Annotated in this window: 28 protein-coding genes; 14 read left to right on the top strand and 14 right to left on the bottom strand. The window is 57.5% G+C overall.

From position 1 onward, the window contains the following. Position 1 precedes the first annotated feature (1 nt). The 9 genes from WNY39_RS00655 (at position 2) to WNY39_RS00615 (ending at position 7,701) form a co-directional block, all read left to right on the top strand. Positions 2–844 (top strand): DUF2059 domain-containing protein, encoded by an 843-nt coding sequence (locus WNY39_RS00655; protein ID WP_342843226.1) that lies wholly within the window; start codon positions 2–4, stop codon positions 842–844. Beyond that, positions 844–1,653, top strand: coding sequence for a hypothetical protein (locus WNY39_RS00650; RefSeq protein WP_342843225.1), 810 nt, complete (start codon positions 844–846; stop codon positions 1,651–1,653). Before WNY39_RS00655 ends, WNY39_RS00650 begins: the two co-directional genes overlap by 1 nt. Before the next feature lie 198 nt (positions 1,654–1,851). Beyond that, positions 1,852–2,577 carry a 50S ribosomal protein L21 gene (locus WNY39_RS00645; protein ID WP_341235192.1) on the top strand — a complete coding sequence of 242 codons (726 nt, stop codon included), beginning with the start codon at positions 1,852–1,854 and terminating at the stop codon, positions 2,575–2,577. Between the two features lie 12 nt (positions 2,578–2,589). Then, positions 2,590–2,859 (top strand): 50S ribosomal protein L27, encoded by a 270-nt coding sequence (gene rpmA / locus WNY39_RS00640; RefSeq protein ID WP_008225807.1) that lies wholly within the window; start codon positions 2,590–2,592, stop codon positions 2,857–2,859. Positions 2,860–3,044: 185 nt separating this feature from the next. Further along, positions 3,045–3,647, top strand: a complete 603-nt coding sequence (locus WNY39_RS00635; RefSeq protein WP_342843224.1) for a LysE family translocator — start codon at positions 3,045–3,047, stop codon at positions 3,645–3,647. After that, complete coding sequence (locus WNY39_RS00630) at positions 3,644–4,186, top strand: GNAT family N-acetyltransferase (protein ID WP_342843223.1); 543 nt, start codon at positions 3,644–3,646, stop codon at positions 4,184–4,186. The genes WNY39_RS00635 and WNY39_RS00630 overlap by 4 nt, the downstream gene beginning before the upstream one ends. A gap of 28 nt (positions 4,187–4,214) precedes the next feature. Further along, a complete protein-coding gene (gene obgE, locus WNY39_RS00625; protein ID WP_341235195.1) occupies positions 4,215–5,249 on the top strand; it encodes a GTPase ObgE in 1,035 nt (344 codons plus the stop codon). Further along, entirely contained in the window at positions 5,237–6,346 is a 1,110-nt protein-coding gene (gene proB / locus WNY39_RS00620) for a glutamate 5-kinase (protein WP_342843219.1), read from the top strand. Before obgE ends, proB begins: the two co-directional genes overlap by 13 nt. An 89-nt stretch (positions 6,347–6,435) precedes the next feature. Next, positions 6,436–7,701, top strand: coding sequence for a glutamate-5-semialdehyde dehydrogenase (locus tag WNY39_RS00615; protein ID WP_342843217.1), 1,266 nt, complete (start codon positions 6,436–6,438; stop codon positions 7,699–7,701). Positions 7,702–7,722: 21 nt separating this feature from the next. Here the strand turns inward: WNY39_RS00615 and WNY39_RS00610 are convergent, their stop codons facing one another. After that, complete coding sequence (locus WNY39_RS00610; RefSeq protein WP_342843215.1) at positions 7,723–8,319, bottom strand: histidine phosphotransferase family protein; 597 nt, start codon at positions 8,317–8,319, stop codon at positions 7,723–7,725. Between the two features lie 29 nt (positions 8,320–8,348). On the opposite strand from WNY39_RS00610, the gene WNY39_RS00605 reads away from it, so the two are divergent. From WNY39_RS00605 to WNY39_RS00595, 3 genes are all read left to right on the top strand, one after another. Beyond that, entirely contained in the window at positions 8,349–8,552 is a 204-nt protein-coding gene (locus tag WNY39_RS00605) for a DUF3553 domain-containing protein (RefSeq protein ID WP_342843213.1), read from the top strand. A 68-nt stretch (positions 8,553–8,620) separates the two neighbouring features. Further along, positions 8,621–9,385: a GNAT family N-acyltransferase gene (locus tag WNY39_RS00600; protein ID WP_342843211.1), complete on the top strand. Its 765-nt coding sequence runs from the start codon at positions 8,621–8,623 to the stop codon at positions 9,383–9,385. After that, positions 9,382–10,221: a lysophospholipid acyltransferase family protein gene (locus tag WNY39_RS00595; protein ID WP_342843209.1), complete on the top strand. Its 840-nt coding sequence runs from the start codon at positions 9,382–9,384 to the stop codon at positions 10,219–10,221. The genes WNY39_RS00600 and WNY39_RS00595 overlap by 4 nt, the downstream gene beginning before the upstream one ends. Here the strand turns inward: WNY39_RS00595 and WNY39_RS00590 are convergent. Continuing rightward, the gene (locus tag WNY39_RS00590; protein WP_342843207.1) at positions 10,218–10,751 is read right to left on the bottom strand and encodes a GAF domain-containing protein; all 534 of its coding nucleotides are present in this window, start codon (positions 10,749–10,751) and stop codon (positions 10,218–10,220) included. The genes WNY39_RS00595 and WNY39_RS00590 overlap by 4 nt on opposite strands. A 327-nt stretch (positions 10,752–11,078) precedes the next feature. Here WNY39_RS00590 and rpsB point away from each other — a divergent pair, with 327 nt between their 5' ends. Both rpsB and tsf read left to right on the top strand, forming a co-directional pair. Further along, a complete protein-coding gene (gene rpsB / locus WNY39_RS00585) occupies positions 11,079–11,948 on the top strand; it encodes a 30S ribosomal protein S2 (protein ID WP_341235522.1) in 870 nt (289 codons plus the stop codon). Positions 11,949–12,073: 125 nt separating this feature from the next. Then, positions 12,074–12,949, top strand: coding sequence for a translation elongation factor Ts (gene tsf / locus WNY39_RS00580; RefSeq protein ID WP_341235203.1), 876 nt, complete (start codon positions 12,074–12,076; stop codon positions 12,947–12,949). A 71-nt stretch (positions 12,950–13,020) separates the two neighbouring features. On the opposite strand, the gene aroQ is transcribed toward tsf, so the two are convergent. From aroQ to WNY39_RS00520, 12 genes are all read right to left on the bottom strand, one after another. Beyond that, positions 13,021–13,458, bottom strand: a complete 438-nt coding sequence (gene aroQ / locus WNY39_RS00575; RefSeq protein WP_342843205.1) for a type II 3-dehydroquinate dehydratase — start codon at positions 13,456–13,458, stop codon at positions 13,021–13,023. A gap of 54 nt (positions 13,459–13,512) precedes the next feature. After that, complete coding sequence (locus WNY39_RS00570) at positions 13,513–13,914, bottom strand: rhodanese-like domain-containing protein (protein ID WP_342843203.1); 402 nt, start codon at positions 13,912–13,914, stop codon at positions 13,513–13,515. Between the two features lie 327 nt (positions 13,915–14,241). Beyond that, positions 14,242–14,697 carry an RpiB/LacA/LacB family sugar-phosphate isomerase gene (locus WNY39_RS00565; protein ID WP_342843201.1) on the bottom strand — a complete coding sequence of 152 codons (456 nt, stop codon included), beginning with the start codon at positions 14,695–14,697 and terminating at the stop codon, positions 14,242–14,244. 10 nt (positions 14,698–14,707) lie between these two features. Continuing rightward, on the bottom strand, positions 14,708–15,469 hold the full coding sequence (locus WNY39_RS00560; protein ID WP_342843199.1) for a triose-phosphate isomerase: 762 nt from the start codon (positions 15,467–15,469) through the stop codon (positions 14,708–14,710). A gap of 156 nt (positions 15,470–15,625) precedes the next feature. After that, positions 15,626–16,876: a 3-oxo-isoapionate-4-phosphate decarboxylase OiaX gene (gene oiaX / locus WNY39_RS00555; protein WP_342843197.1), complete on the bottom strand. Its 1,251-nt coding sequence runs from the start codon at positions 16,874–16,876 to the stop codon at positions 15,626–15,628. Between the two features lie 19 nt (positions 16,877–16,895). Beyond that, positions 16,896–18,305, bottom strand: a complete 1,410-nt coding sequence (locus tag WNY39_RS00550) for a four-carbon acid sugar kinase family protein (RefSeq protein WP_342843196.1) — start codon at positions 18,303–18,305, stop codon at positions 16,896–16,898. 80 nt (positions 18,306–18,385) lie between these two features. Next, a complete protein-coding gene (locus WNY39_RS00545; protein ID WP_342843195.1) occupies positions 18,386–19,336 on the bottom strand; it encodes a hypothetical protein in 951 nt (316 codons plus the stop codon). Positions 19,337–19,471: 135 nt separating this feature from the next. Further along, positions 19,472–20,050 carry a hypothetical protein gene (locus WNY39_RS00540; RefSeq protein WP_342843194.1) on the bottom strand — a complete coding sequence of 193 codons (579 nt, stop codon included), beginning with the start codon at positions 20,048–20,050 and terminating at the stop codon, positions 19,472–19,474. Between the two features lie 134 nt (positions 20,051–20,184). Continuing rightward, positions 20,185–20,796, bottom strand: coding sequence for an ABC-type transport auxiliary lipoprotein family protein (locus WNY39_RS00535; RefSeq protein WP_342843193.1), 612 nt, complete (start codon positions 20,794–20,796; stop codon positions 20,185–20,187). 4 nt (positions 20,797–20,800) lie between these two features. After that, on the bottom strand, positions 20,801–22,516 hold the full coding sequence (locus tag WNY39_RS00530) for an MlaD family protein (protein ID WP_342843192.1): 1,716 nt from the start codon (positions 22,514–22,516) through the stop codon (positions 20,801–20,803). Further along, positions 22,516–23,307, bottom strand: a complete 792-nt coding sequence (locus tag WNY39_RS00525; RefSeq protein WP_342843190.1) for an ABC transporter ATP-binding protein — start codon at positions 23,305–23,307, stop codon at positions 22,516–22,518. Before WNY39_RS00525 ends, WNY39_RS00530 begins: the two co-directional genes overlap by 1 nt. Then, a complete protein-coding gene (locus WNY39_RS00520; RefSeq protein WP_342843188.1) occupies positions 23,307–24,440 on the bottom strand; it encodes an MlaE family lipid ABC transporter permease subunit in 1,134 nt (377 codons plus the stop codon). Before WNY39_RS00520 ends, WNY39_RS00525 begins: the two co-directional genes overlap by 1 nt. Positions 24,441–24,447 lie beyond the last annotated feature (7 nt).

Below are 24,447 nucleotides of genomic sequence, written 5' to 3'. Positions count from 1 at the left end.
GATGCGGGCGCTTGAGAGAATTTGTCACTTGGTGATCTTGGCGGCCACCGTCTGGGCGACTGGCTTTACAGGCCCCGCAAATGCCGCAGAGCGGGAGCGCGTCGATGCGTTTCTTGAGGTGACCGGATTCGGCGTGGCGCTGGAAAGCATCCGGCTGTCGGCGGATTCCGCGCCTGAAATGCTGGGGATTGATGCAGAGGCCTTTGGGTCTGAATGGTCGCGGCTGGTGCGCGAGGTGTTTGATACGGATGTGATGTTGCAGATGGGCTCTGACATCCTCACGCAAACGCTTAGCGATGATGCGTTGGAACACGCGGCCGGGTTTTATGCCTCGGATCTGGGTCAGCGGTTGGTGGCGGCGGAAAACGCCTCGCATATGAATGGCGATAGCGTGGCCAAGTCGGAGGACGGCAGTGCGATCCTTGAGGGGTTGCAGCGTATCAATCCGGACCGTGTCGCGTTGTTGCAGCAATTGAACGCGGCCAGCAATGTCGAGGACAGTTCAATCCGGGCGATCCAAGAGGTGCAGATCAGGTTTTTGATGGCGGCAGCTGGGGCAGGGGTGATCCGCTTGCAGATGGAAGAACCCGACCTGCGCGAGGTTTTGCGCAGCCAAGAAGCCGAGATGCGCGCGTCGATCCAGCAAAATGCGCTGGAAACATCGGCCTATACCTATCAGTCGTTTTCCGATGACGAGGTATTGGCCTATGCGCAAGCGCTGGAGCATCCCAAGATGCAAGAGGTCTATGCCCTGATGAATGCGGTGCAATACGAGATCATGGCCAACCGGTTCGAAGCCGTAGCCGCGCGTTTGGCGGGCATGCAGCCCAGTCAGGACCTTTGATGCGCCTGCTGTTTATCACGCCGCTGCTGTGGCTGTTGGCGGCACCGCTTTGGGCGGACGCGCGGGCGCAGGTATTGATGGATGTCCTTAAGATCGATGAGGTTGCGCGGATATTGCAGGCTGAAGGGTTGGACTATGCCCAGACCCTGAACCAAGACATGTTGGGCGGGCAGGGCGGTGCAGGCTGGCAGATGCAGGTCGATGCGATTTACAACCCCCAGCGAATTACCGAAACGCTGCGCGGCTATCTTGAGGCCGAACTGCAAGGCGATATGCGCGAGCAAACGATCGATTTTCTAGCCTCAGGCGTCGGTGCCCAGATCGTCGCGCTGGAAAATGCCGCCCGCGCCGCGATCACGGATCAAGAGATTGAAAACGCTGCCCGCACCCGGTTTGCCGAGCTGGAGGGCAGTGACGATCCGCGTTTGGCTCAAATTACCGCGCTGATTGATGCCGGCGCTATGATCGATCGCAATGTGACTGCCGCGATGAATTCGAACTACCAGTTCCTGCGCGGGCTGGCCGATGGCGGTGCCATGGATATGACCCAAGAGGAAATGCTGGCCGAGGTCGGGGGACAACAAGACGAGATTGCCGAGGACACCACCGGCTGGCTGTACGGTTATTTGCTCATGGCCTATTCACCGCTGGAGGATGACGCGCTGGACCACTATATTACCTTTGCACAAACCAAAGCGGGTATGGCCCTGAACCGGGCGCTGTTTGACGGCTATGGCGCGGCCTATGCCGAGATTTCATATGCCTTGGGTCGGGCCATCGCGCTGAATATGGTCGCAGAGGAGCTTTAGCCCCTAAAACCCCGGTTCGCCGCTTGACATAAAGGCGGCGGTGGTGCATTTGGCAGCTCTCAACCCAAAGGTATCCATCTCGGATGCCTTTATTATTTTATGATCATCCCGAAATGGGGTGCGCTGTCCGAGGTGGGCTTAGGCCCGAAAACTCCCGATCTGGGGACCACAGGACGCGAAAGCGAAAAAGGAATACGCATGTTTGCGGTCATCAAGACAGGCGGCAAGCAGTACAAAGTTCAATCCGGCGATATGCTTCGGGTAGAACGTTTGGCTGCTGACGCGGGCGAAACAGTCCAATTCAACGAAGTTCTGATGCTGGGCGGCGACAGCCCTGTTGTTGGCTCCCCCATGGTAGACGATGCCGGCGTTCAAGCCGAAGTTGTTGACCAGATCAAGGGCGAGAAAGTCATCCACTTCGTCAAGCGCCGCCGGAAGCACTCCTCCAAGCGCACCAAAGGCCACCGTCAAAAACTGACGCTGGTTAAAATCGGCGAGATCATGGCATCTGGCGCAGGCAAGTCCGGCGCAAAAGCAGCCATCGGTACAGGTTCGGTAAGCGCAGCAGCAGTTGCAGCCATCGAATCCAACGCAGCCGCCAAGTTTGACGCGGCCAAGCCTGCGAAGAAAACCAAAGCAGAGAAAAAAGAGGCAGCACCTGCTGCTGAAAAGCCCGCGAAGGCAGCCAAAGCAAAGCCAGCCAAAAAAGCGGCAGCAGCTGAAGGCGCAGACGATCTGAGCAAGATCTCAGGCGTTGGCCCCGTCATCGTTGGCAAGCTGAACGGCGAAGGTGTCACCACATTTGCACAAATCGCAGCGTGGACAGATGCAGACGTAGAAGCGATTGAAGAGAAACTGTCGTTCAAAGGTCGTGTGGGTCGTGAAGACTGGATCGCACAGGCCAAAGAACTGGCAAAAGGCTAAGGAGAGACACCAATGGCACATAAAAAAGCAGGCGGTTCATCCCGTAACGGTCGCGACTCCGCAGGGCGTCGTCTTGGCGTAAAGAAATACGGCGGCGAAGCTGTTATTCCCGGCAACATTCTGGTGCGTCAGCGCGGCACAAAATTCTGGCCAGCTGAAGGCGTTGGCATGGGCAAAGATCACACCATCTTTGCCAAGGTCGACGGTAAGGTTCAGTTCCACAAGGGTCTGAAAAACCGCACGTTTATCTCGGTCCTGCCAGTGGCAGAAGCCGCAGAGTAAGCCGTACCTACAAGGGTTTTGAAAAAATTCAGGGATCGGCGGAAACGCCGGTCCTTTTTTGCTGTTAATCAATTGTTTAATTTACCTGTCCAGAAAGGAAGGGCCCAGATGACACTGCCACAACGCTCTTCCCGGATCATTGGCATCGCGGCGCGTGCGACAGATATAGCGGTTGGGGTGACCTCATGAGCGTCGCAATCGCATCGCTAGCGGTATTTGCCGTCAGTCAGGTCGGCACACCGGGCCCCGCCAATATGGCGATGATGGCCACCGGTGCGCGCTTTGGCTTTCGCGCGGCGTTGCCCTTTGTGGCAGGCGTGGTGTTGGGCAAACAACTGATCATCTGGCCTATCGGCTTTGGCCTGATGCAATTGGCCGAACGTGCGCCAATGTTGTTTACGCTGCTGAAATTCGCCTCGGCCGCCTATATCATCTGGTTGGCATGGAAAGTGGCAAACCTGCGGCTAGGGCAGGGGCACGAGACGGCCAGCGCCCCCGGATTTGCCGCCGGACTGATCGTACACCCCCTGAACCCCAAGGCATGGGCGATGATCGTTGGCAGCTTTACCGCATTTGTAACCCCCGGCACTCCGACCTTGGTGGCCACCGCGACAGTCGCCGCCGTGTTGCTATGCTGTCAGGTCGTCTTGCACCCGCTTTGGACACTTGCCGGGGCAGGTATTGCAAAGACCGTCGCCGGCACCATCTGGGAAAAATACCTGATGTGGACCTTGGCCGCGTTAACGGTTGCATCCGTCCTATTCGTATTGTTCGGAGGAGGAACATGACGGTGGAAATTCTAAAACTACCCGCGCAGCCCGTGATTGAAACGGAACGCTTTGACCTGCGCCCTGTGCGCCGCTCTGATCTGGGTCTGATCGAACTTTACGCCAGCGATCCGCGTGTGGCGATGAACACCGTGTCCATCCCGCATCCGCTGCCCCCCGGCGTGATCGAGGCCTATATCAAACGCGCCACCAGCGATGAGCGTGTCGAAGACGTGTGGGTAATGGACGGGCTGAAAACCGGCGGCTCCGAAGTGATGGGTGTCATTTCCCTCGTTAAAATGGACCGCGACCAATCCGAGGTCGGCTATTGGGTGGCACCTGCGTTCTGGAACACCCATCTGGCGTCCGAGGCCGTGCAAGCACTGGTTCAGGCCAATCCGCTTGGCAACACCAATATGTTTGCCTCTGTTTTTCGTGACAACCCGGCCTCGGCCAAAGTATTAACCAATGCAGGTTTCCGCTATCTTGGGACTGCCGAAAGCTATTGTCTGGCACGCGAGACCTGCGTACCTACATGGACATATAGCATTAAACTGTGATCTGCCGCGCCCCGGAAAGGCCCCTGAAATGAAGTTTCTCGACCTGTGCAAAGTTTACATCCGCTCTGGCGCAGGCGGGGGCGGTTGTGTGTCGTTCCGCCGCGAGAAATACATCGAATATGGTGGCCCCGATGGCGGTGACGGCGGCGGCGGCGGTTCTGTCTGGGCCGAAGCTGTGGACGGTCTGAACACGTTGATCGATTTCCGCTATCAGCAGCACTTTTTCGCCCGCAACGGCCAGCCCGGCATGGGCAAACAGCGCACCGGCAAAGACGGCGATGATATCATCCTGCGCGTCCCCGTCGGCACCGAATTGCTGGACGAAGACCAAGAAACCGTTCTGGCCGACATGACCGAACTGGGCCAGCGCGTTGAACTCGCCCGTGGCGGCAATGGCGGCTGGGGCAACCTGCACTTTAAATCCGCGACGAACCAAGCCCCCCGTCGCGCCAACCCCGGCCAAGAAGGCGTGGAACGCACGATCTGGCTGCGTCTGAAACTGATCGCCGATGTGGGCCTGCTGGGCCTGCCGAATGCGGGCAAATCTACGTTTCTGGCTGCAACCTCAAACGCGCGTCCAAAAATCGCCGACTATCCGTTTACGACCCTGCACCCGAATTTGGGCGTTGTGGGCGTGGATAACACTGAATTCGTCGTCGCCGACATCCCCGGCCTGATCGAAGGGGCCTCCGAAGGGCGCGGCCTTGGCGATCTGTTCTTGGGCCACGTGGAACGCTGCGCCGTGCTGCTGCATTTGATCGATGGCACCTCTGCCACCATCGCCGAAGATTACCAAACCATCATCACCGAGTTGGAAAAATACGGCGGCGATTTGGCCAACAAACCGCGCGTGACCGTGTTGAACAAGATCGACGCCTTGGATGAAGAAGAACGCGAAGCCGCCCGTGCTGAATTGGAAGAGGCCTGCGGTGGCGACGTGATGATGATGTCCGGCGTTGCCCGCGAAGGCGTAACCGATGTGCTGCGTGCCTTGCGCGGACAGATCGACGATGACCGTCTGCGGTTCCGCCCCGTCGAGGAAGAAGCGCCTTGGGCTCCCTAAGCGACGGCAAACGTATTGTTGTTAAAATCGGCTCGGCCCTATTGGTGGACCGGGCAACAGGCAAGCTTCGCGCCGATTGGTTACGCTCGCTGGCCCAGGACGTGGCATGGCTCAAGGGGCAGGGCAAAGACGTCGTGCTCGTCTCCTCAGGCTCTATCGCGTTGGGTCGCGGTGTGCTGGGCCTGCCCGCAACCACGCTGGCGCTGGAGCAATCCCAAGCGGCAGCCGCCGTCGGCCAGATCCGCCTTGCCCGCGCCTATGAAGAAGCGCTAGAGCCTCACGGCATTACCACAGCGCAAGTGTTGGTCACCCTCGAAGACAGCGCCGATCGTCGCCGCTATCTGAACAGCCGTGCCACGCTGGAACAGCTGCTGTCCCTTGGTGCCGTGCCAATCGTCAATGAAAACGACACCGTCGCCACCGACGAAATCCGCTTTGGTGACAACGACCGTCTTGCCGCGCAAATCGCGGTGACCGTGGGGGCGGATCAGCTGATCTTGCTGTCGGATGTGGATGGGTTCTATTCGGCAAACCCCAATGACGATCCCACCGCCATCCGCTATGAAACCGTCACCACAATCACGCCCGAGATTGAGGCGCAAGCCGGCGATGCAGGCTCCGGTCTGTCCAAGGGCGGTATGAAAACCAAACTCATGGCGGCCAAAACCGCGACCGCCGCGGGCTGCGCCATGGCCATCTCCGAAGGGTCGCCCCTGCGCCCGTTGTTTGCGCTGGAAAACGGTGCAAATGCCACATGGTTTACCGCGCAGTCCGACCCGCAAACCGCCCGCAAGCTTTGGATCACAGCGATGAAACCGCGCGGCAGTGTGACCCTTGATGCCGGTGCCGTGGCCGCCATGTCACGGGGCAAATCCCTGCTGCCTGCTGGCGTCACGTCGGTTCAGGGCCCCTTTGCGCGGGGCGACAGTATTTCGATCCTGACGCCGGACGGGCACACCATTGGATACGGGCTTACGCGTTATTCCTCTCACGAGGCGCAGATCATAAAAGGCCACCAAAGCACTGAAATAGAAGAACTTTTGGGGTCCCCGGGCCGCGCAGCGTTGATCCACCGGGATGATCTCGCACTGACATAACTTCCAAATGGTTTAAAATCCTCGCCGAAGGCTTTAGGTAGTGCTGTAACCGAATTTAATAAAAGTGATCTGAAATAATGACCTTGGACATGACACAGACATCTGACATTCCCGCGTTGATGGCAGACATTGGCCAACGTGCCAAAGCCGCCGCCGCGACCCTTGGCTTTGCATCAGCCGAGCAAAAACAAGCCGCCCTTGAAAACGCCGCCGACGCCATGTGGGATGCGCGCGCTGATATCTTGGCGGCGAATGCACAAGACATGGAATTTGGCCGGAACAAGGGGCTGTCTGACGCAATGATGGACCGTCTTTTGCTGGACGAAGGCCGGATCAAAGCGATCACCGACAGCCTGCGCAGCATTGCGGCGCAAAAAGACCCCGTTGGCGAGGTTCTGACTGAATGGGACCAGCCCTCGGGCCTGCATATACAACGTGTGCGCACGCCCTTGGGTGTGATCGGCGTGATCTATGAATCGCGCCCCAATGTGACAGCTGACGCCGGTGCCTTGTGCCTTAAGGCGGGGAATGCCGTCATTCTGCGCGGCGGCTCAGAAAGCTTTCATTCCTCGCGCGCCATCCACGCCGCCTTGCAACAAGGGCTTGAGGCCGCTGGCCTGCCCAAGGACGCGATCCAGCTTGTGCCCACCCGTGACCGTGCTGCCGTTAGCGAGATGTTGACCATGACCGATACGATTGACGTGATCGTGCCCCGCGGCGGCAAAGGGCTGGTCGGTCTTGTCCAGCGCGAGGCACGCGTGCCGGTTTTTGCCCATCTCGAAGGGATCGTGCATATCTATATCGACGAGGCTGCCGATCCCGAAAAGGTTCTAAAGGTCGTGTTGAACGCAAAAACCCGCCGGACTGGTATTTGCGGATCGGCTGAATGTCTGCTGATCCACGAAAAAGTCGCGCGTACCATCGGCAAGGGCGTGATCAAAGCGTTGATCGATGCCGGTGTCGAAGTCCGCGCCGCCGCACCCCTGTCCGAGATTGAAGGCACTGTGCCCGCCACTGATGACGACTGGGGTCACGAATATCTGGACATGATCATTGCCGCGAAAACCGTGCCCGATGTCGACGGGGCCATCGCGCATATCCGTGAATTCGGCTCCAACCACACGGACTGTATCATCACCGAAGACGATGCGGTGGCGACCAAATTCATGACCCGTTTGGATTCAGCGATTTTGATGCATAACGCGTCCACGCAGTTCGCGGATGGCGGGGAGTTTGGCATGGGGGCCGAGATCGGGATTGCCACAGGTAAAATGCACGCGCGCGGCCCTGTCGGGGCTGAGCAGCTGACCAGCTTTAAATACCTCGTGCGCGGGGATGGCACCGTTCGCAGCTAAGGCACCCAAAACGGCGGGGCTTTAGAACGACAATGTAATCTCGTTTTCGAGGATTTGTGAGGTCACTTGCTTGCCCGCTTCGCGCGCGATGATGGGCAGCAAGCCAAATTGTACCTGCGAGGGCCGCAGCTTGATCGCGGACTGCCCGGTGGCCAACACCGACCACAGTTCTGCATCGATGTTAAGCTTTTCCGCTTGTCCGGTCAGAACCCATTTGGAGCCTGACGACCTGACGGTAACGGTACCGCCATAGGGCATGCCCGTTTCCATGCACAGCAGCGCCAGAAAACACATCCGTATATCCGGACGCTGTTGCGCCTCGGCTAGAGTCCAGATGACATCCCAACGGGTGGTTTGATGATAGTCGTCCAAGATACCTTTGGCCTCAGACACACCAATCGTTTGGTTTCCGGCCACCCCGAACGCCACCCGAAAAAACCGTATCCGCGCGCTGGCACTGCAAACGCTCTCGTCAATCAGCTCCATTTCCGCTGTTGATCCGTCACCGGCCATCGAAAGCAGTTCCAGCCCATTGTTGACCGCGCCAATGGGCGATATCAAATCATGACAAATGCGGCTGCCCACCAATGCTGCAAGCTCGATCTCTGAATTAGGCATGCGTTGCCACCCCTGGTAAAGGAAACCCCATGGATGATCTGAATGCCATTTTGACGCCGGGCATGTTGGTGCGGCACCCGGAACATCCAAACTGGGGTGTCGGACAGGTCCAAAGTAACATAGATGGCAAAGTGACAGTGAACTTTCGCAGCGAAGGCAAAATGGTCATAGATAGTTTCCGGGTCGGTTTGACGCCTGTCTTTGGTGACAGTTCTAGGTTAGCAAAAGGTTAACAGCATCTGAGCCCGCCGAAAACCACTCTGTCCAATCCCCGCCATCGACCACGACCAAGGAAGCCCCATTGACCTTTGGAACCGCCGCAGATTTTGAGCTGAAGCTGGCCCAAACGCCGGCTGACCTGCGCGCGGCGCAGCGCTTGCGCTATGATGTATTTGTGACCGAGCTAGGGGCCAGCGGGGCCATGGTTGACCATGATCAACAGCTTGAACAAGACCAGTTTGACGGCTTTGTCGATCACTTGATCCTGACGTGCAAGAAAACCGATCGGGTCGTGGGCGTTTATCGTCTTTTGCAGGCCGAGGCGGCAGAAAGGGCAGGGGGTTTCTATTCCGAGACGGAATATGACCTGACCCTGCTCAAACGCTCGGGCCGGCGGTTGCTGGAATTGGGGCGCTCGTGTTTGCATCCGGATTACCGCCGCGGGATGGCCCTGCATCATCTGTGGTCTGGCCTTGCCACCTATGTCGCGCAGCATCAGATCGAGATATTGTTCGGGGTTGCCAGCTTTCACGGGACCGATATTTCAGCGCTGGCGCAGCCGTTGTCGCTGCTGCATCGAAACCACCTTGCGCCGCCCGAATTACGGGTGCGCGCCCGTCAGGATGCCTATCAGAACATGAACATCATACCCGCCGAAGAGCTGGACCGCCGTAGCGCCATGGTTCAGGTGCCCGGCCTGATCAAAGCATATCTGCGCCTTGGCGGCTGCGTCGGGGATGGCGCGTTTATTGATCACGCGTTTAACACCACCGATGTGTGTCTGATCATGGACACAGCCAAGCTGAACGACCGCCAAGCGCGCATTTATAGCGGAGCAATCAAATGAACCCCCGTTGGGATGGCTCGGAGACGTTGATGGAGCACCGCATCGGCCCGGTCGGGTGGCTGCGCGTTTTGGTGCGCGGTGTGGCGCTTGCGCTGCTTGTCGCCATCGGCTTGATCATCTTGATGCTGATCCGGCTGATTGAGCGGCCCTTGTGCGGGCAGGGCAGGCCGGTATCGCCCCATATCACCCAAGCGGTCTGCCGCACGGCGTTCTGGATCATCGGGTTGCGCCGCCGCCGCATCGGCACCGCCATGCAGCACCCCGGTGCCGTGGTCGCAAACCACGCCAGCTGGTTGGATATTTTTTCGCTCAACGCCAGCCAGCGTATCTATTTCGTGGCCAAATCCGAGGTGGCCAGCTGGCCCGGTATCGGCTGGCTAGCCCGCGCCACCGGCACCGTTTTCATTGAACGCAACCCAAAGCGCGCGCGCGAGCAAACCGAATTGTTTCAACAGCGGCTTTTGCACAATCACCGCTTACTGTTCTTTCCCGAAGGCACCAGCACCGACGGGCAGCGGGTTCTGCCATTCAAGACCACGCTGTTTCAGGCCTTCATGGCCCCGCAACTGCGGGATGTAATCTGGATACAGCCGGTCAGCGTGACCTATAGCACGCCGGATGGATCAGACGACCGGTTCTATGGCTGGTGGGGTGATATGTCCTTTGGCGCGCATCTGCTGGCGACCCTTGCCGCCAAGGACCACGGCATGGTGATCACGCGCTATCATCCGCCGCTCAAGGTGTCTGACTTTGCGGATCGCAAAACGCTTGCCCTGACCTGCGAACGCATCGTCCGCGAGGGGCATCAGACCGATCTGTTGGGCAGCAACGTCTAAGACAACAGGGCCAGCGGCACCGACAGAACGGCCGCCAGAAAGACGGCTGCTGTGATTTCGTCCGGCTTGAAACCGTCGGGCTGCGCACTGCCCGACATTTCGACCGTGCCCCAAACCGTGCCATCAAACAAAATCGGCACGCCGATATAGCGCGCGGGGGTGCGGCCGCTCAGGTCTACCGCTTTTGTAATCGGCGTCGCTTTGTCAGCCTCGGCCGCGATCAGCGTTCTTTGCCGGATCATCTGCCCCGTCGCATAAAGGTCAATTTCCTTGAGCGGCACAGATTGTGGCCAAATATCCGACGGCGTGGCGCACAGAATGCGCACCCGCTTTTTCTTGATTTGTGTAATGCAGACATCTTCCATGCGCAGGGCATCGCGTGCCGCAACCAGCAGCATTTGCAGTCGATCATTGATCAAATACCCTTGCTCTCCAAGGATATTTTGAACATCACGGGCGAACGCCTCGATCATCGGCTCCGTTTTGGATGCAGCGGTCTCGCGAAAAGATAGCGGGATGGGATCGTCCAAAAGAAATAAGCTCCCTTAGCAATATGGATGGCAAAATCAGGCGGTGACGTGGCGCAATAATGACCCCATAACAGCAAACATTATCGCGCATCAACTTCTGCGAGAGGGTTTTTATCGATTTCCCTTTTTTCGACAGGATGACCGGTTATTGACCGTGGGTAGGCCAGAAACACCCCTTGTACATCCTGAAAATCCGTCCTATACGCGCGCTACTTAAACCCGCAGTCGGGGTTGGGCACTTGAGGGAGAAATCCTTGAATGTCCGCCGGTTGGTCCCAACACGGGATCGAGACCCCCGACGAGGCAAAACCGGAAAGGTATAAAGACATGGCTCTTCCAGAGTTCTCCATGCGCCAACTGCTTGAAGCAGGCGTACACTTCGGCCACCAAACGCAGCGTTGGAACCCACGTATGGGTCCATACATCTATGGCGCGCGTAACGGCATCCACATCATGGATTTGACACAGACTGTTCCAATGCTGGACCAGGCCCTGCAAGTCATCCGTGACACCGTCGCCAAAGGCGGCAGCATTCTTTTCGTTGGTACCAAGCGTCAGGCCGCACAGCCTATCGCCGATGCTGCAGAAAAATGCGCACAGTATTACATGAACCACCGTTGGTTGGGTGGCACATTGACCAACTGGCAGACTGTTTCCAAGTCGATCCAGCGTCTGAAATCCATCGACGAGCAATCCGAAAACGGCTTTACCGGCCTGACCAAGAAAGAGCGTCTTGGCATGGAGCGTGACCAGTTCAAACTGGAAGCATCCCTTGGTGGTATCCGCGAAATGGGCGGCCGTCCTGACCTGATCTTTGTCATCGACGTGAAAAAAGAAGCACTGGCAGTCGCCGAAGCCAACAAACTGGGGATCCCCGTGATCGCCGTTGTTGACACCAACTGCTCGCCAGATGGCATCGACTATATCATCCCAGGCAACGACGACGCGGCACGCGCCATCGGTCTGTATTGCGACCTTGCAGCACGTGCAGCACTTGACGGCATGTCCGCTCAGCTTGGTGCAGCCGGTGTTGACCTTGGTGCAATGGAAGAAGCACCCGAGGAAGAAGCATTGATCGGTGGCGGCGTTGAAGTTGGCGCAGCATCCACCGAAACTGTTTCCAACGACGCAATGAGCGCCGACGCACCTTTGGATATCGAATCCAAGCAGGAAACTGTCGAAGCGGCAAAGTCCTAAGCGGCAAAGCTAAAAGGCGGGCAGGGGACATCCCCCTGCCTGTCGTCAAACCGTTACATTTTTGAGACATGAGTGCAGGCTAAACCTGCCCCTCATATCATCCCAATTCAAGGAGAACCAAAGCGATGGCAATCACAGCATCCATGGTCAAAGAACTGCGCGACACCACCGGTGCCGGCATGATGGACGCCAAAAAGGCGCTGACGGAAAACGACGGTGACATGGAAGCCGCCGTTGACTGGCTGCGCACCAAAGGTCTGGCCAAAGCCGCCAAAAAATCCGGTCGTACCGCCGCAGAAGGTCTGGTCGCAGTTAAAGTCGAAGGCGGCCACGGTGTTGCAGTCGAAGTAAACTCCGAGACCGATTTTGTTGGCAAGAACGCCGACTTCCAGAAAATGGTTTCCGGCATTGCCGACGTCGCTGTAAACGTGTCCGACATCGACGCGCTGAACGCAGCCGACATGGGCGGCAAGCCCGTTTCGACCGTTATCACAGACGCCATCGCGACAATCGGTGAAAACATGTCGGTACGCCGCATGCAGTCCCTGGATGGCGATATCGTTGTATCCTATGTGCACAACGCAGCGGCACCTGGCATGGGCAAAATCGGCGTTCTGGTTGCAATGACCGGCGGCGACGAAGCGCTTGGCAAACAGATCGCAATGCACATCGCAGCGATCAACCCGGCGGCCCTGTCCGAAGCCGATCTTGACCCAGCCGTGGTCGAGAAGGAAAAGCAGGTTCAAATGGATATCGCACGCGAATCCGGCAAGCCTGACGCCGTGATCGAGAAAATGATCGTTGGCCGCATGCAAAAGTACATGTCCGAAGTGACATTGCTGAACCAAGCGTTTGTTGTGAACCCAGACCTGACCGTGGGTGCCGCCGCAAAAGAAGCCGGCGCAACCATCACCGGTTTCGTACGTTTGGAAGTTGGCGAAGGCATCGAAGTCGTCAAAGAAGACTTTGCTGCTGAAGTTGCAAAAGCCGCCAAAGGCTAAGCGACCAAATAGCAAGATTTAGGGGCGGGGGCGCAGATGCGCTTCCGCCTTTTTCATTTTAAATTAGTGTCTTAGCTGCCTAAATGCGCCTTGATGGCATCGAGCGCCAGCACATAGCCCTGCGCGCCAAAGCCGCAAATCTGACCCACCGCAACAGGTGCGATATAGGATTTGTGCCGGTATGCTTCTCTGGCGTGAATGTTGCTCAGGTGCACCTCAACCACAGGCAGTTCGACCGATGAAATCGCATCCATCAGTGCAATCGACGTATGGGTATAGGCACCCGCGTTCAGGATAATCCCCGCATGTATGCCCTTGGCCGCATGGATGTGATCGATCATCGCACCCTCGTGGTTTGACTGCTCAAACCCGATCTTCAGGCCCAGTGTATCAGCATGGCTGCGGCACAGCGCTTCGACATCCGCCAAGGTCGTTGCCCCGTAAACCTCGGGCTGGCGCGTGCCTAAAAGGTTCAAATTCGGTCCGTTCAGGATTAAAATAGATGTCATATACCGTGCCTTTTGTCGTGGTCCCGCTGGTCTAGCACAGCCGCCAATGCCTGTTTAGTTTTTCTTTTCAGGGAATTCGACAGGCCCGCTGTGATCCTTCCAAGTTGAAAACCCTTCTTTCAGATGCGCAGCCTCAAACCCCATGTCTTGCAAAGTCGCCGTGGTGATGGCCGACCGCCAGCCTGACGCGCAGTGAAACACAAAAGTCTTATCCTCGCCGAAGATCGGTTTGAAATAGGGGCTGTCGGGGTCAATCCAAAATTCGATCATACCGCGCGGCGCATGAAAACTGCCGGGAATATAACCGCTGCGCTGGCGTTCGCGGATGTCGCGCAAATCAACAATCACAACGTCAGGATCCTCTAACATGGCGATCAGATCGGGGGTTTCGATCTCTTTAATCCGGGCACGCGCAGCCTGTACCATCTGCGCCGACGACATTTTCAACTTGGCCATTTCAAGTCCTTTCAAGGCGACTGCCATATGTCCGTAAACGCACCAATACAGGTGGAAGATTGGATTGGCGCTGTTGCTGTGAACTATGGACAGCAGATCAAGATAGGTAAAGACGGGGCGTGGTGTTAGCCGCGGGTGATTGTGTCGATCCGTTCCAGCGTGAAAGACTGAAGCCTAGATCGGTTTTACAAACAATATCAGGCGGTTCACACTCGATGTAGATGTATAACATCACGTCACTAGCGCGATCATAGCGCGTCAATATATTACATAATACCAATTATACGTATTGCTGATACATCCTAAAGCCGCGCCCTGACTCATGTTTCAACCAGCTGTGTATTGCGCGCCAAGCGCGTTGATCGCTTCGACATTCTGCGCCGATGCCCCTGCGGGATCGAACTCTTTCTCAAGATACGCATCGACGATTGTCTTGGCCAATTCAACGGCGACCGTGCGTGCGCCCAGCGTTATGATCTGTGCGTTATTCGACGTTGCGGCTTTCGCGGCGGAATAACTGTCGCTGACCAAGGCCGCGCGGATGCCCGGCACCTTGTTGGCGGCGATACAAACGCCGATGCCGGTCCCACAGCACAGGATTGCCCGGTCATAGGTTCCATTGACCACCTGCGACGCAACCCGCGCCGCCAGGTTCGCATAATAGTCATCTGGCCCGTTCTCGGTACGCGAAATCTCGGACACCTCGAAACGGTCTGACAGGTATTCCGCCAAGGCAATGGCCAGTGGTTCACCAGCGCTGTCACCCGCGACTGCAATTTTCATGACGTCTCTCCTAACTATGTTGCGCAGCAGCGCAGCGTTGCAGAATGTCCAGGTATCCATCGACATCCCAAGCGGAACGGCCGATGAACAACCCGTCGATATCGGGGCATTTCAGCAGTTCGGCGCAGTTATCCGGGTTCACCGACCCGCCGTATAAACACGGGATCCTGCGGCCCAATACGCTTTCGGCGACGGCGATAATCTCGGCATGGCGGTCGTTCGCATATGCCGCACTGGCGGGAATTCCGTTTTCTCCGATTGCCCAGACCGGTTCATAGGCAAAAAGGATGGTCGCATTCTTCTTGGCTTCGGGGATAAGGCCCAATGCAGCACGGACCTGATGTTCAAGGACCTCAGGCCCCTCCCCCGCATTGCGCTGGTCCAGCGTTTCCCCGATACAAATCAATGGGATAAGGTTATTTTTTACCGCAGCAGCAGTCTTGCGACCCACGAATTCATCGGTTTCGCCAAAGAATGTGCGGCGCTCTGAATGGCCCAGTTCGACCATATCCGCCCCGCAATCCCGCAACATCGGGGGTGAGATTTCACCGGTCCACGCGCCTTTATCCGCCCAATGCATATTTTGCGCGCCGACCTTGACCGATGTCCCCGCCAAGACGTGCTTGACCTCTCGCAGCACAGTAAACGGCGGGATGACAAAGCGCTGGATGTCAGGGTCAGCATCTGCGTCAGCCTGACCCAGCTTTGAAGCGAAAGCCACTGCCTCGGGCAGCGTCTTGTTCATCTTCCAACTGGTGCCAACCCATTTCATTTATGTGCTCTCCGGTCCCAGCAGACTGATTCAACTGGTATGACCACATAATTATTATGCTTTCATGATCAATGCAAGGAATCTGAAGGCACTCGGTCACGTCCCGCACGACAATGGTCGCTCAGGGCGTCTAGCAGGACAAACCCGCCCGACCGATCAGCCCCATTTGGCAAGTGCTGCGGCAAGTTCGGGGTGGTCTTTCGCATAGGCATCAAGCGCGACGTCTTGCTCGGCGGCTTGCCAGGCCTGTTTGATCGCTTTAACGCCCGCCGCCGCGCCCATGGGGTGCCCATGGATGCCGCCGCCGCCCAGATACATCAGATCAAGGCTCCGCCCGGTGCGCCGGTAGGTCTCAACCGCCTGCCCGCCCCATTGGCCCGAACACACAACCGGCAGCGCACAATCCTCCTCGCGGAAAATCGGGGTTGTGACGTCTTCAAAGGACTTCACGAAACTCTCGTCCGGCTCCCAATATTTGGCACCTATGCCATTGATTTGAAACTGATCAACCCCCAGCAAGCGCCAGATTTTCTGATAGGCCCGAAACTCCATCCCCAAGCCGGGATGACGGGTCAGAATATCCCAGCCGTTGCGATGCGCGTGCAGACAAAGCTGCGATCTCTTGCGCAAAAATGACATGCCGCCATAGCCGATTGAGTTGATGTTGATCACCGCCGCGTTGCCACCGGCCTCAAGCACCAGATCATGATTTCGCATCATTGTATCAGGGTCAGCAGACGAGATTCCAAAGGCATACATGACCTTCTTACCGGTCTTTTGCTCATGGTTTTTGATGACCGGCATAATCGCTTTTACGCGATCCGCGACAGAGGAATAGCCGGGGTTCATCAGCTTTTCATCGTCTTTGATAAAATCGACCCCCGCGTCGCACAGCAATTGCACCACCTGCGCAGTCTCGGCCGGCAGCAACCCCAGCGACGGCTTGATAATCGACGCGATAATCGGCCCTTTTTCGACCCCTGTCAGACGACGGGACCCGGCAATGCCGAACTGCGGTCCGGGATGACAATCCCACGCTTGCGGCAGGTCAATGTCCATCACCCGAACGCCGCTTACCCCCCGCACGGCAAAGACACCGCCAATGGTAATCGTCATCAGCGCGGCGATATCCGTTGAAACTGCTTCAAGCGGATAGGCGATCACCGCATCCGCGCGGTTGTAGGGCCCCTGCCCCTGTGCATCTGGCAGGGACGGTTGTTCGGCAGGCTCCAGCGGGGTCAATTTCACAACCCGCGCAGCACATCGTTTACGCACGGCTTCGGTCTCTCCCGGAAGCTCCGTAAAGGTGCCAGTGGATTGATCAGACGCGATTTTCTCGGCCAGAGCACCAACATCGCCCGAAGTTTCAAGCCGGTAGGTGACGTGGATCCACTCGCTGTTCATCATATCCTCGGCCCTTGGTTGTTCACTGCCGCGGCCCCCCGCCATCACGGACCCATCCGAAATAGTCTTCCGATCCCATTTGCCCGCCTTTCAAGGCCAGCTCTAACCCGTCGAATGCATTGGTTGAATGCACCCGGCAAATTGATGCCCCCGGAATGGTCGGGGCCAGTGCTGTCAGCGCAAAGATACCAAGCTGCTGCGTGACACTGCCCGACGTATCGCCCCCAGAAACAACAGCGCGGCGGACACCGCAATCTGCTAAGACCTGCTTGAGGATACGGCCCAGTGTTTCGCCTATTTTCTGGTTAACGTCGCTCATACTCAAAGGCGATTTTGACACGGCTTCGATCAGCCGCTCCACCATCGGGTCATCCGGCCCCGCCGCAGAATAGACCAGCGGATCACGCCCGTGGGTAAGCGCCTGTTTGGACGCCTGAACAATACGCGCGATCTCGCGGTGGGTTGCAGCCTCATCGTGACACAGCTGCGTCGCATCAAGGGCGATGCATTCAAACCCGTTGTGTTTGGACCATTCAATCTGGCTGGCCGTGATGGGCGAGACCGAGCCTGACACGCACATCATTGCACTGGCTTTCCCGATACCCGACGGCGGTGAAATCGGTTCAAGTGCTCCCGTCCGCTGCCAGTGCTCGACCAGCGCATATTCGATCCCTTGGGACCCAACGACAAACGGCATCGCGCGGCGGTTTTCCCAGATTATCCGCCCCGCAACAGCATCCGTGTCGTCATTCACACCGTCGATCGAAACAAGCGTTAACCTGTCAGCCTGCCCTCGCGTTTGGGGCACATAAGTCAATGACGCAGTCATCTCATTGAACGGTATCAGCTCTGCGTTCAGGCGATCCGACTGCTTGAGGATATGTGCGGCGACATCCGGTTCCTGCATCGGCGTCACGGGATGGCGCGCCATGACCGGGTGCTGATCCAGACGAAACGTCTGATCGCCCATCCCCGCGAAAAGCTGCCCGAAACACTGATACCTGCGCATTTTGGGGGCCGCGACAAGAACGGGGATTGATCGGCTGTCGAAACAATCCGCGCCCAGCTCAATGGCTTTACCAATCGATCCGATATGCGGCGCGGAATCCAGTGTTGAACAGACTTTGTAGTGAACAATCTCGGGCTCTAACGCCTTGATCCGGTCAAAGGCCAGAGGCAGATGCCGATCCATCCAATCCGGTGTTTGCGCCCGCGCCGTTGACGCCACACCAAACCCCTGAAGACCCGGAAATTGGTCAAGCTGCTGGGCCGTCGGCACCTCTAAAAACAGCGCCGTTTTGATACCGGCAAAGTTCAACACCTCCATCGTAGCAGCGGCACCAGTGAAGTCGTCCGCATACCATGCCACAAGCAGTTTATCAGCAGATAAGCGCATGCCTTCGCGGCTGGGGGTGTTGATTTCTCTAGACATTTCTCATGACTAGTATCTGGTCATACCAGTTGTCAATCTAATCCATCGTCGACATAACGAATGTTCAGAATACAGCGCCCTTACCGCTCCAAATACATCTCAATCGCGGCGCGCGTCTTGTCGCGGAGATCTTCGTGCTCGTACCCTTCGACAAAGCGGCCATATAGCTGTTCGCCAATAAGGAACGGCAGCGTCGTTTCATATTCATTCACGTTCAAAACACCGCTTTCCAGAAATGGATCGATAAACTCCAATGATATGCCATACCGATGCCCGCCCACGGGGCTCGGCGCATGAATTTGCAACCAGACCAGAAACCGCGCCACGTCCTTGGCCACGGCCAGCCAGCTTTCCCCTTGGATATCAACGCCGTAGATCGTTCCCTGATGATAATGCGCGTTTATGCCGACGAAATCGCCATGGGTGGCTGCCTGAACAACCGGCACCCCCCTGACCCCTTCAACCTGGCCCCGAATGGATGCCAGCAAACGGTCCAAAAGCAGTCGATCCTGCGGTGACGCAATGCGATCCGTCTTAACCGACGTCACCTTTTTCACCCAGAATGCGGGTCCGAAACGACTGTCTCTTTGTCGGAACGAACAATAGCGGCGGAGCCACTCGGCGCTTTGCTTCACCAACTGTCGCCGCTCTTCGCCAGACGCCTGCGCGATCTGGTCACCTAATCGGTTGCCAGGGGCAAAGCTGAGCGCTGCAATGCCGTCCTGCGGCCAAGCGTAAAGGCACCGGTTGGCCTGATATCGGATGTCGTCAAATGACCGCTCAAGAAAATCCAGCTCGTCTTTAAGCCGGCGGATCGTTTGTGGCGCGTCACCGTCAAAGAAGCGTTTTATAACCGCATCTTCGCCGTTAATCTTGGCCCGAAAAACCCAGCTTTTCTGGCTGCATTTCAGGGCATCCCCAAGGGTGAAATGCTGCACATCACCCTTGGCATTTAAAACTGCCGTCAATTCTTGGCGTGCCGTCTCCTCCGCCACCAGTTTATCGACCCACGAAGGCTTTTCTAAACGCATTTTCCCGGACGGTCCCCAAATCCCTGCCCCAGCATAGCGCGAATGCCGCTATGGTACAGACGCAACTGAGACTGGCTTAGATGACGTGCGAGATAGCGTAGCACACCTAAGATCGGAGCGGTTTCCGCCGGAAGTTTACTCGCTCCACCCGTGGACATGAACATCCCGTCCGGAATGTTCTTTCATGATCTTGGTGGCCAGATCCTCGTGCTCTTTGTCTTTCACCCGCACCCACAGCAGGATACCGCCGTGTTCGATCTGTTTCGCGTAATAGTCTTTGTGGTGCTGTCCCACGCGCCGGGCCAGCAGCGCGCCAATGACCGCCGCAGGGACGCCACCAATGGCGATTGCAGCGATGGATGCCGCCAGTGTGCTGGCCGCGGTCAGCATCGCCGCCATGGCGACATATGAACCTAGAAAGAAAAACCCGCCTGCGATGCCGCCTTCAAGCTCGCCAATCGCTTCCTCGGATACGAATGCCGCGCGGGGCGCGTCGGGGTCGTCTTCCAGCTCGGGCGAGCGCCAATAGGCCGTGCCCAGCTTTTCCTTCAGCGTATCCTCTGCGCCAAGCAGGCTGATGTCATATCGGCTGAACCCAACCATTCGCAGATCATAGAAGGCCTTTTGCAGGTCTTCAAAACTGTCGAAAACGCCGACGGCCTCGGGAATTTTGATGACGGTGGTGTGGTGGTCTGCGTCTTTGGTCGCGGTCATGAACTTGTCCTTCTGCGCAATGCTGGATTTGAGTTCAATCTAGACGGCGAATTTCTGTACAACATTGATCCATATCAACCACGCGCGTAGGTGGGCGGCACCCCTACCCTGCGCAGACCCCAACAGCTGTCCGTTCAAGTCCTTGCGATTGCCCAATCCGACATCGCTGGCAAAAGATCGTTCAGCACGTTCTGAAATGCGGCCACAATTTCAGTGACCTCGTCAGAGGCAACCAAATCCGTCTGCGAGAACCGGCGCGATGCGACAACACGCTGGTTGCTGTCATTGATCAACGTCAGATCAAGGTCAACGGTGACGCTAAACGCACCGTTTTCCAATGCGTTAACCTCGAAAGCGTCGATACGCACCAGCAATGCTTTGTCAGGGATCGGCCCCGCGTCGCTGCGCCCGACATATGCGACACGGCCCGTTTCAGATATGCTGCGGATCAACAAGGATTGCACAACAGCCGGTACTTCATCGACCCAACGGGCGTCGGGCAGATAGGTGACCGACACCGCGTCGGGCTTGATCATAATCCGGTCCGTGGCCAGCGCCGCCGATGCTTGCGGCTTGGCCACCAATAAGGTGCGTGATCTGCGGCCACCGCTTGTTGATCCGGCGGCAGGGCGCAGGTCATAGGTGTCTAGCGGTGCGGCTGCGCTGTTGATCGACGATATTGCAGCACAGCCGCTTAGGGTGGACAGCGCCCCGAACAGGGCGGCGCGGCGGGTCATGGTTTGCATAGATCTATCTCCTGTATTCAGGGACACGGCCGTCCAAGATAAAGCGGGCGGGATCGCGTTCAATGCGGCGCGCAAGACTGCCCAAAGTGTCGATTAACGTGCGCGCCTCGGTGGCGAGCCTTGTGAGTTCTGGCAGTCCTTTGTTGGCAAAATCGCCGATGCCGGGGGTGGCGTTTGCCACGGCGGTCTGTATCTGCCGCGCCACGGCATCGCTGCGGGCAATCAGCGCGCGCAGCTCGGATGTGATGGCGGGCATGTCGCGGGTCACGTCCGTTACGGCACGGCTGATCTCATCCGCTGCTGTGCGAATGTCGGTCATCATCGGTTCCAGATCGGTGTTCAAAACCACCGTCGCCGCGTCAAAGGTCGTTTGCGCCGATCCAAGCGCCCCATTGGCCACACCCAGCGTCGTATCCAGATTGGTCAGGCTCGTTTGCGCTTGGGTGAACAGCGTGTTGGCAGAGCGGATCGCCGCCTGCACATCATCGGCCATCGGGTCCAATCGGTCGGTAAAGCCGGTCAACTGCGCGGCAAGGTCTTCGATGGCTTGGTTCGCGGTGGCAACGCCGCTGCGGATATCGGCCGTGATCACAGGCACATCATTCGCAATCACCGCGCTTATCCCGTCGATGGCGGTTTTTGCATCGGCCAGCACCACGCGCGCCTCGGCCACCAGCTGCGTACCATCGCCATCAACCAGATGATCAAAACTGTCAGATGCTTCGGTCACGGCGGTAAAGGCGGTATTGGCCCCTTCGAGCGACGCCTCAAGCTCTACCAGCCGCGCGTTCAACAGCGCTGCGGTCTCGGAAAACCCGTCCAGCGTGGTGCCCGTGCGTTGCTGCACATCCGCAATCGCGGCATTCGCCTGCGCTGTTGCCTCAGACACCAGTGCCAGGATTTCGGGAACCTGCTGCGTCAGAATAGCTTTGGCCTGATCAAAGGTTTCTTTGGCGCTTTCGATGGCCCCCACCGACCCTGTTAGCGCCTTATCCGCCGTGCCGAACGCAACGGTGGCCGCCTCAAGCGTGCTGTCGGCTTGCTCAAGCGTGGTCGTGACGGCGGCACCGATGGTATCAAGTCGATTGGTAAAACGGGTGATCTGGTCGGTCGCATCGCGCACGGTGCCGGTGATCTGTGAAAAATCGCTTAACGCCTCATCCAGACGGCCAGACGAGGTATCGATATTGCGCAGGATGCTGGTCACGTGCTCTTGGTTTTCCGGCCCAGCGAGGTTTTGAAACTGCTCTAGCAACTTCTTCGCCTCGACCAAAAGGTCAGGCCCGTCTTCCACCAGCGTTTGAACGGTGGACCGGCGCGAGGGGATCATCAACCAACCATCCGCATTGGCAACAAGCGGCGGTGCCGTGGGTGTCCCCCCCGAAAGCGAGATATAAGCGACACCTGTGACCCCCTGCGATTGCAGCTGTGCCACTGTATCGGACCGGATCGGCACGTCGCCTTCGATCTCGATGGTGGTGAAAACCTTGGAAGGGTCTTGTGCGGCTATCTGCAAACCGACGACCTTGCCGACCGAGATACCGTTGAACAGAACGTCGCCCGACGCATCCAGCCCCGACACGTTGTCGAACAGAATGCCGTAAGTTTGGTATTGCTTGTTGATCTGAACACTGGCCAACCAGACGAAGAACGCCAAGGTGCCAAGGATTGAAAGCAGGGTGAAAATCCCGATCAGGATATAATTCGCGCGGGTTTCCATCAGTGTGCCCCTTCGTTCTGGGCAGAAGACAAAGCCGCCCGCGCGCGGGGGCCGTGGAAATACTCATGCACCCAGGGGTGATCAACCTGCATCATTTCTTCCATTGTTCCTACGGCCAGTACTTTTTGATCGGCCAATACAGCGATGCGGTCACAGATCGCATGCAGACTGTCCAAATCATGCGTCACCAAAAACACCGTCAGCCCGAGCGAAGCCTGCAATTGTTTGATCAATATATCAAAGGCCGCGGCCCCGATCGGGTCAAGCCCTGCGGTGGGTTCATCCAGAAAGACAATCTCAGGATCCATGGCGATGGCCCGTGCAAAACCCGCACGTTTGCGCATCCCGCCAGACAGCTCTGACGGGTATTTCGCCATCGCGTTTTCGGGCAAACCGACCATGCGGACCTTGATACCAGCCAAAGTTTCACGCACGTCATCCGGCAAGGCCAGCTGTTCGCGCATCGGTGCCTCGACATTCTGGCGCACGGTCAGCGACGAAAACAACGCCCCGTCCTGAAACATCACGCCCCACCGACGACGCAAGGCCCGGAACTCTGCATCAGAGGTGGATCGCACGCTTTGGCCGAACACCTCGATCTGACCCGCGTCAGGTTCCAGCAGCCCGACAATTGCCCGCAGCAACACGGATTTACCGGTGCCGGACCCGCCCACGACGCCAATGATCTCGCCCTGTTTCACATCCAGGTCCAGACCGTCATGCACCGTATGCGTCCCAAACCGCGTCACCAGTCCGCGCACGCTGATAATTGGATCGTTCACCGCATCCATCATACACCCACCACCGCGAAAAAGACTGAAAACAACGCGTCCATCACGATAACCATAAAGATCGAAAGCACCACCGAAGCCGACGTCAGCCGCCCCAGCGATTCAGCGTCGCCGCCCACTTTCATGCCCTCGTAACAGCCGATAATGCCGATGATCAGCGCAAAAAACGGCGCTTTGATCATGCCGACGCTAAAATGCCAGACGTCCGTGTTGGTGACCAAACGCGTCTGGAAAACCGCAGGCGATACGCCCAGTTCGATCCATGACATCAGCGCGCCACCAATCAGGCCGGAAATATCCGCGATAAAGCCCAATGCCGGCAGCATCAACATCAGCGCCAGTACGCGCGGCACCACAAGGATCGTCACCGGATCAAGGCCAAGGGTACGCATGGCGTCGATCTCTTCACGCATTTTCATCGAACCGATTGAGGCCGTGAACGCCGACCCGGACCGGCCCGCCACGATGATCGCGGTCAACAGGATGCCAAGTTCACGCAGGATCGAAATGGCAATCAGATCCACGACAAACACCTCGGCACCGAACTGGCGCAGCTGTGCTGACCCCTGAAATGCCAGCACCACCCCGATCAGAAACGCCATCAACGCCACGATGGGCACCGCGCTTACGCCTATTTCCTGACAGTGATGTACCACCGATGTCAGACGCAGGCGGCTGGGGTGCCGGATGATGCCGCCCAATGTCGCGATGACCTGCCCCAGAAAGGAAATCAGCTCGACCGTCATGCGCAAGGCGCGGACGACCTTACGGCCATACGCCTCGAAGCGGTCGGCGATTGTAATGGGTTTTACCGGTGCCAAATCATCCGGCGGCATGTTCTTTTCAACCGTCTTGATCAATTGCGCCTGCGCGTCCGACGCGCCCGTAATCTCAAGCGATATGTTATGCTGTGCCGCCCGTTTCTTGTGATCCATCAGAAACCATGCACCAGCGGTATCAAGCTGGGATAGCGCTGTAATATCAATGCAATGGATCGTTTCCTGCGTGGCGTTTGCTGTGCGCCCCCTAAGCTGAAGCAATGTGTCGATCAGCAAACGCCCCGAAAGGGTCAATGTCCCCTCGGAGATCGAGCTGCTGATCGTTTTCACAGGCGCGTCGGCGGGTTCAGTCATAGCATTA

The sequence above is a fragment of the Sulfitobacter sp. AS59 genome, from assembly GCF_038899995.1.
GTDB lineage: Bacteria > Pseudomonadota > Alphaproteobacteria > Rhodobacterales > Rhodobacteraceae > Sulfitobacter.
The sequence above is the reverse complement of the archived record's forward strand: the minus strand, read 5'-3'. Positions and strand labels throughout refer to the sequence as shown.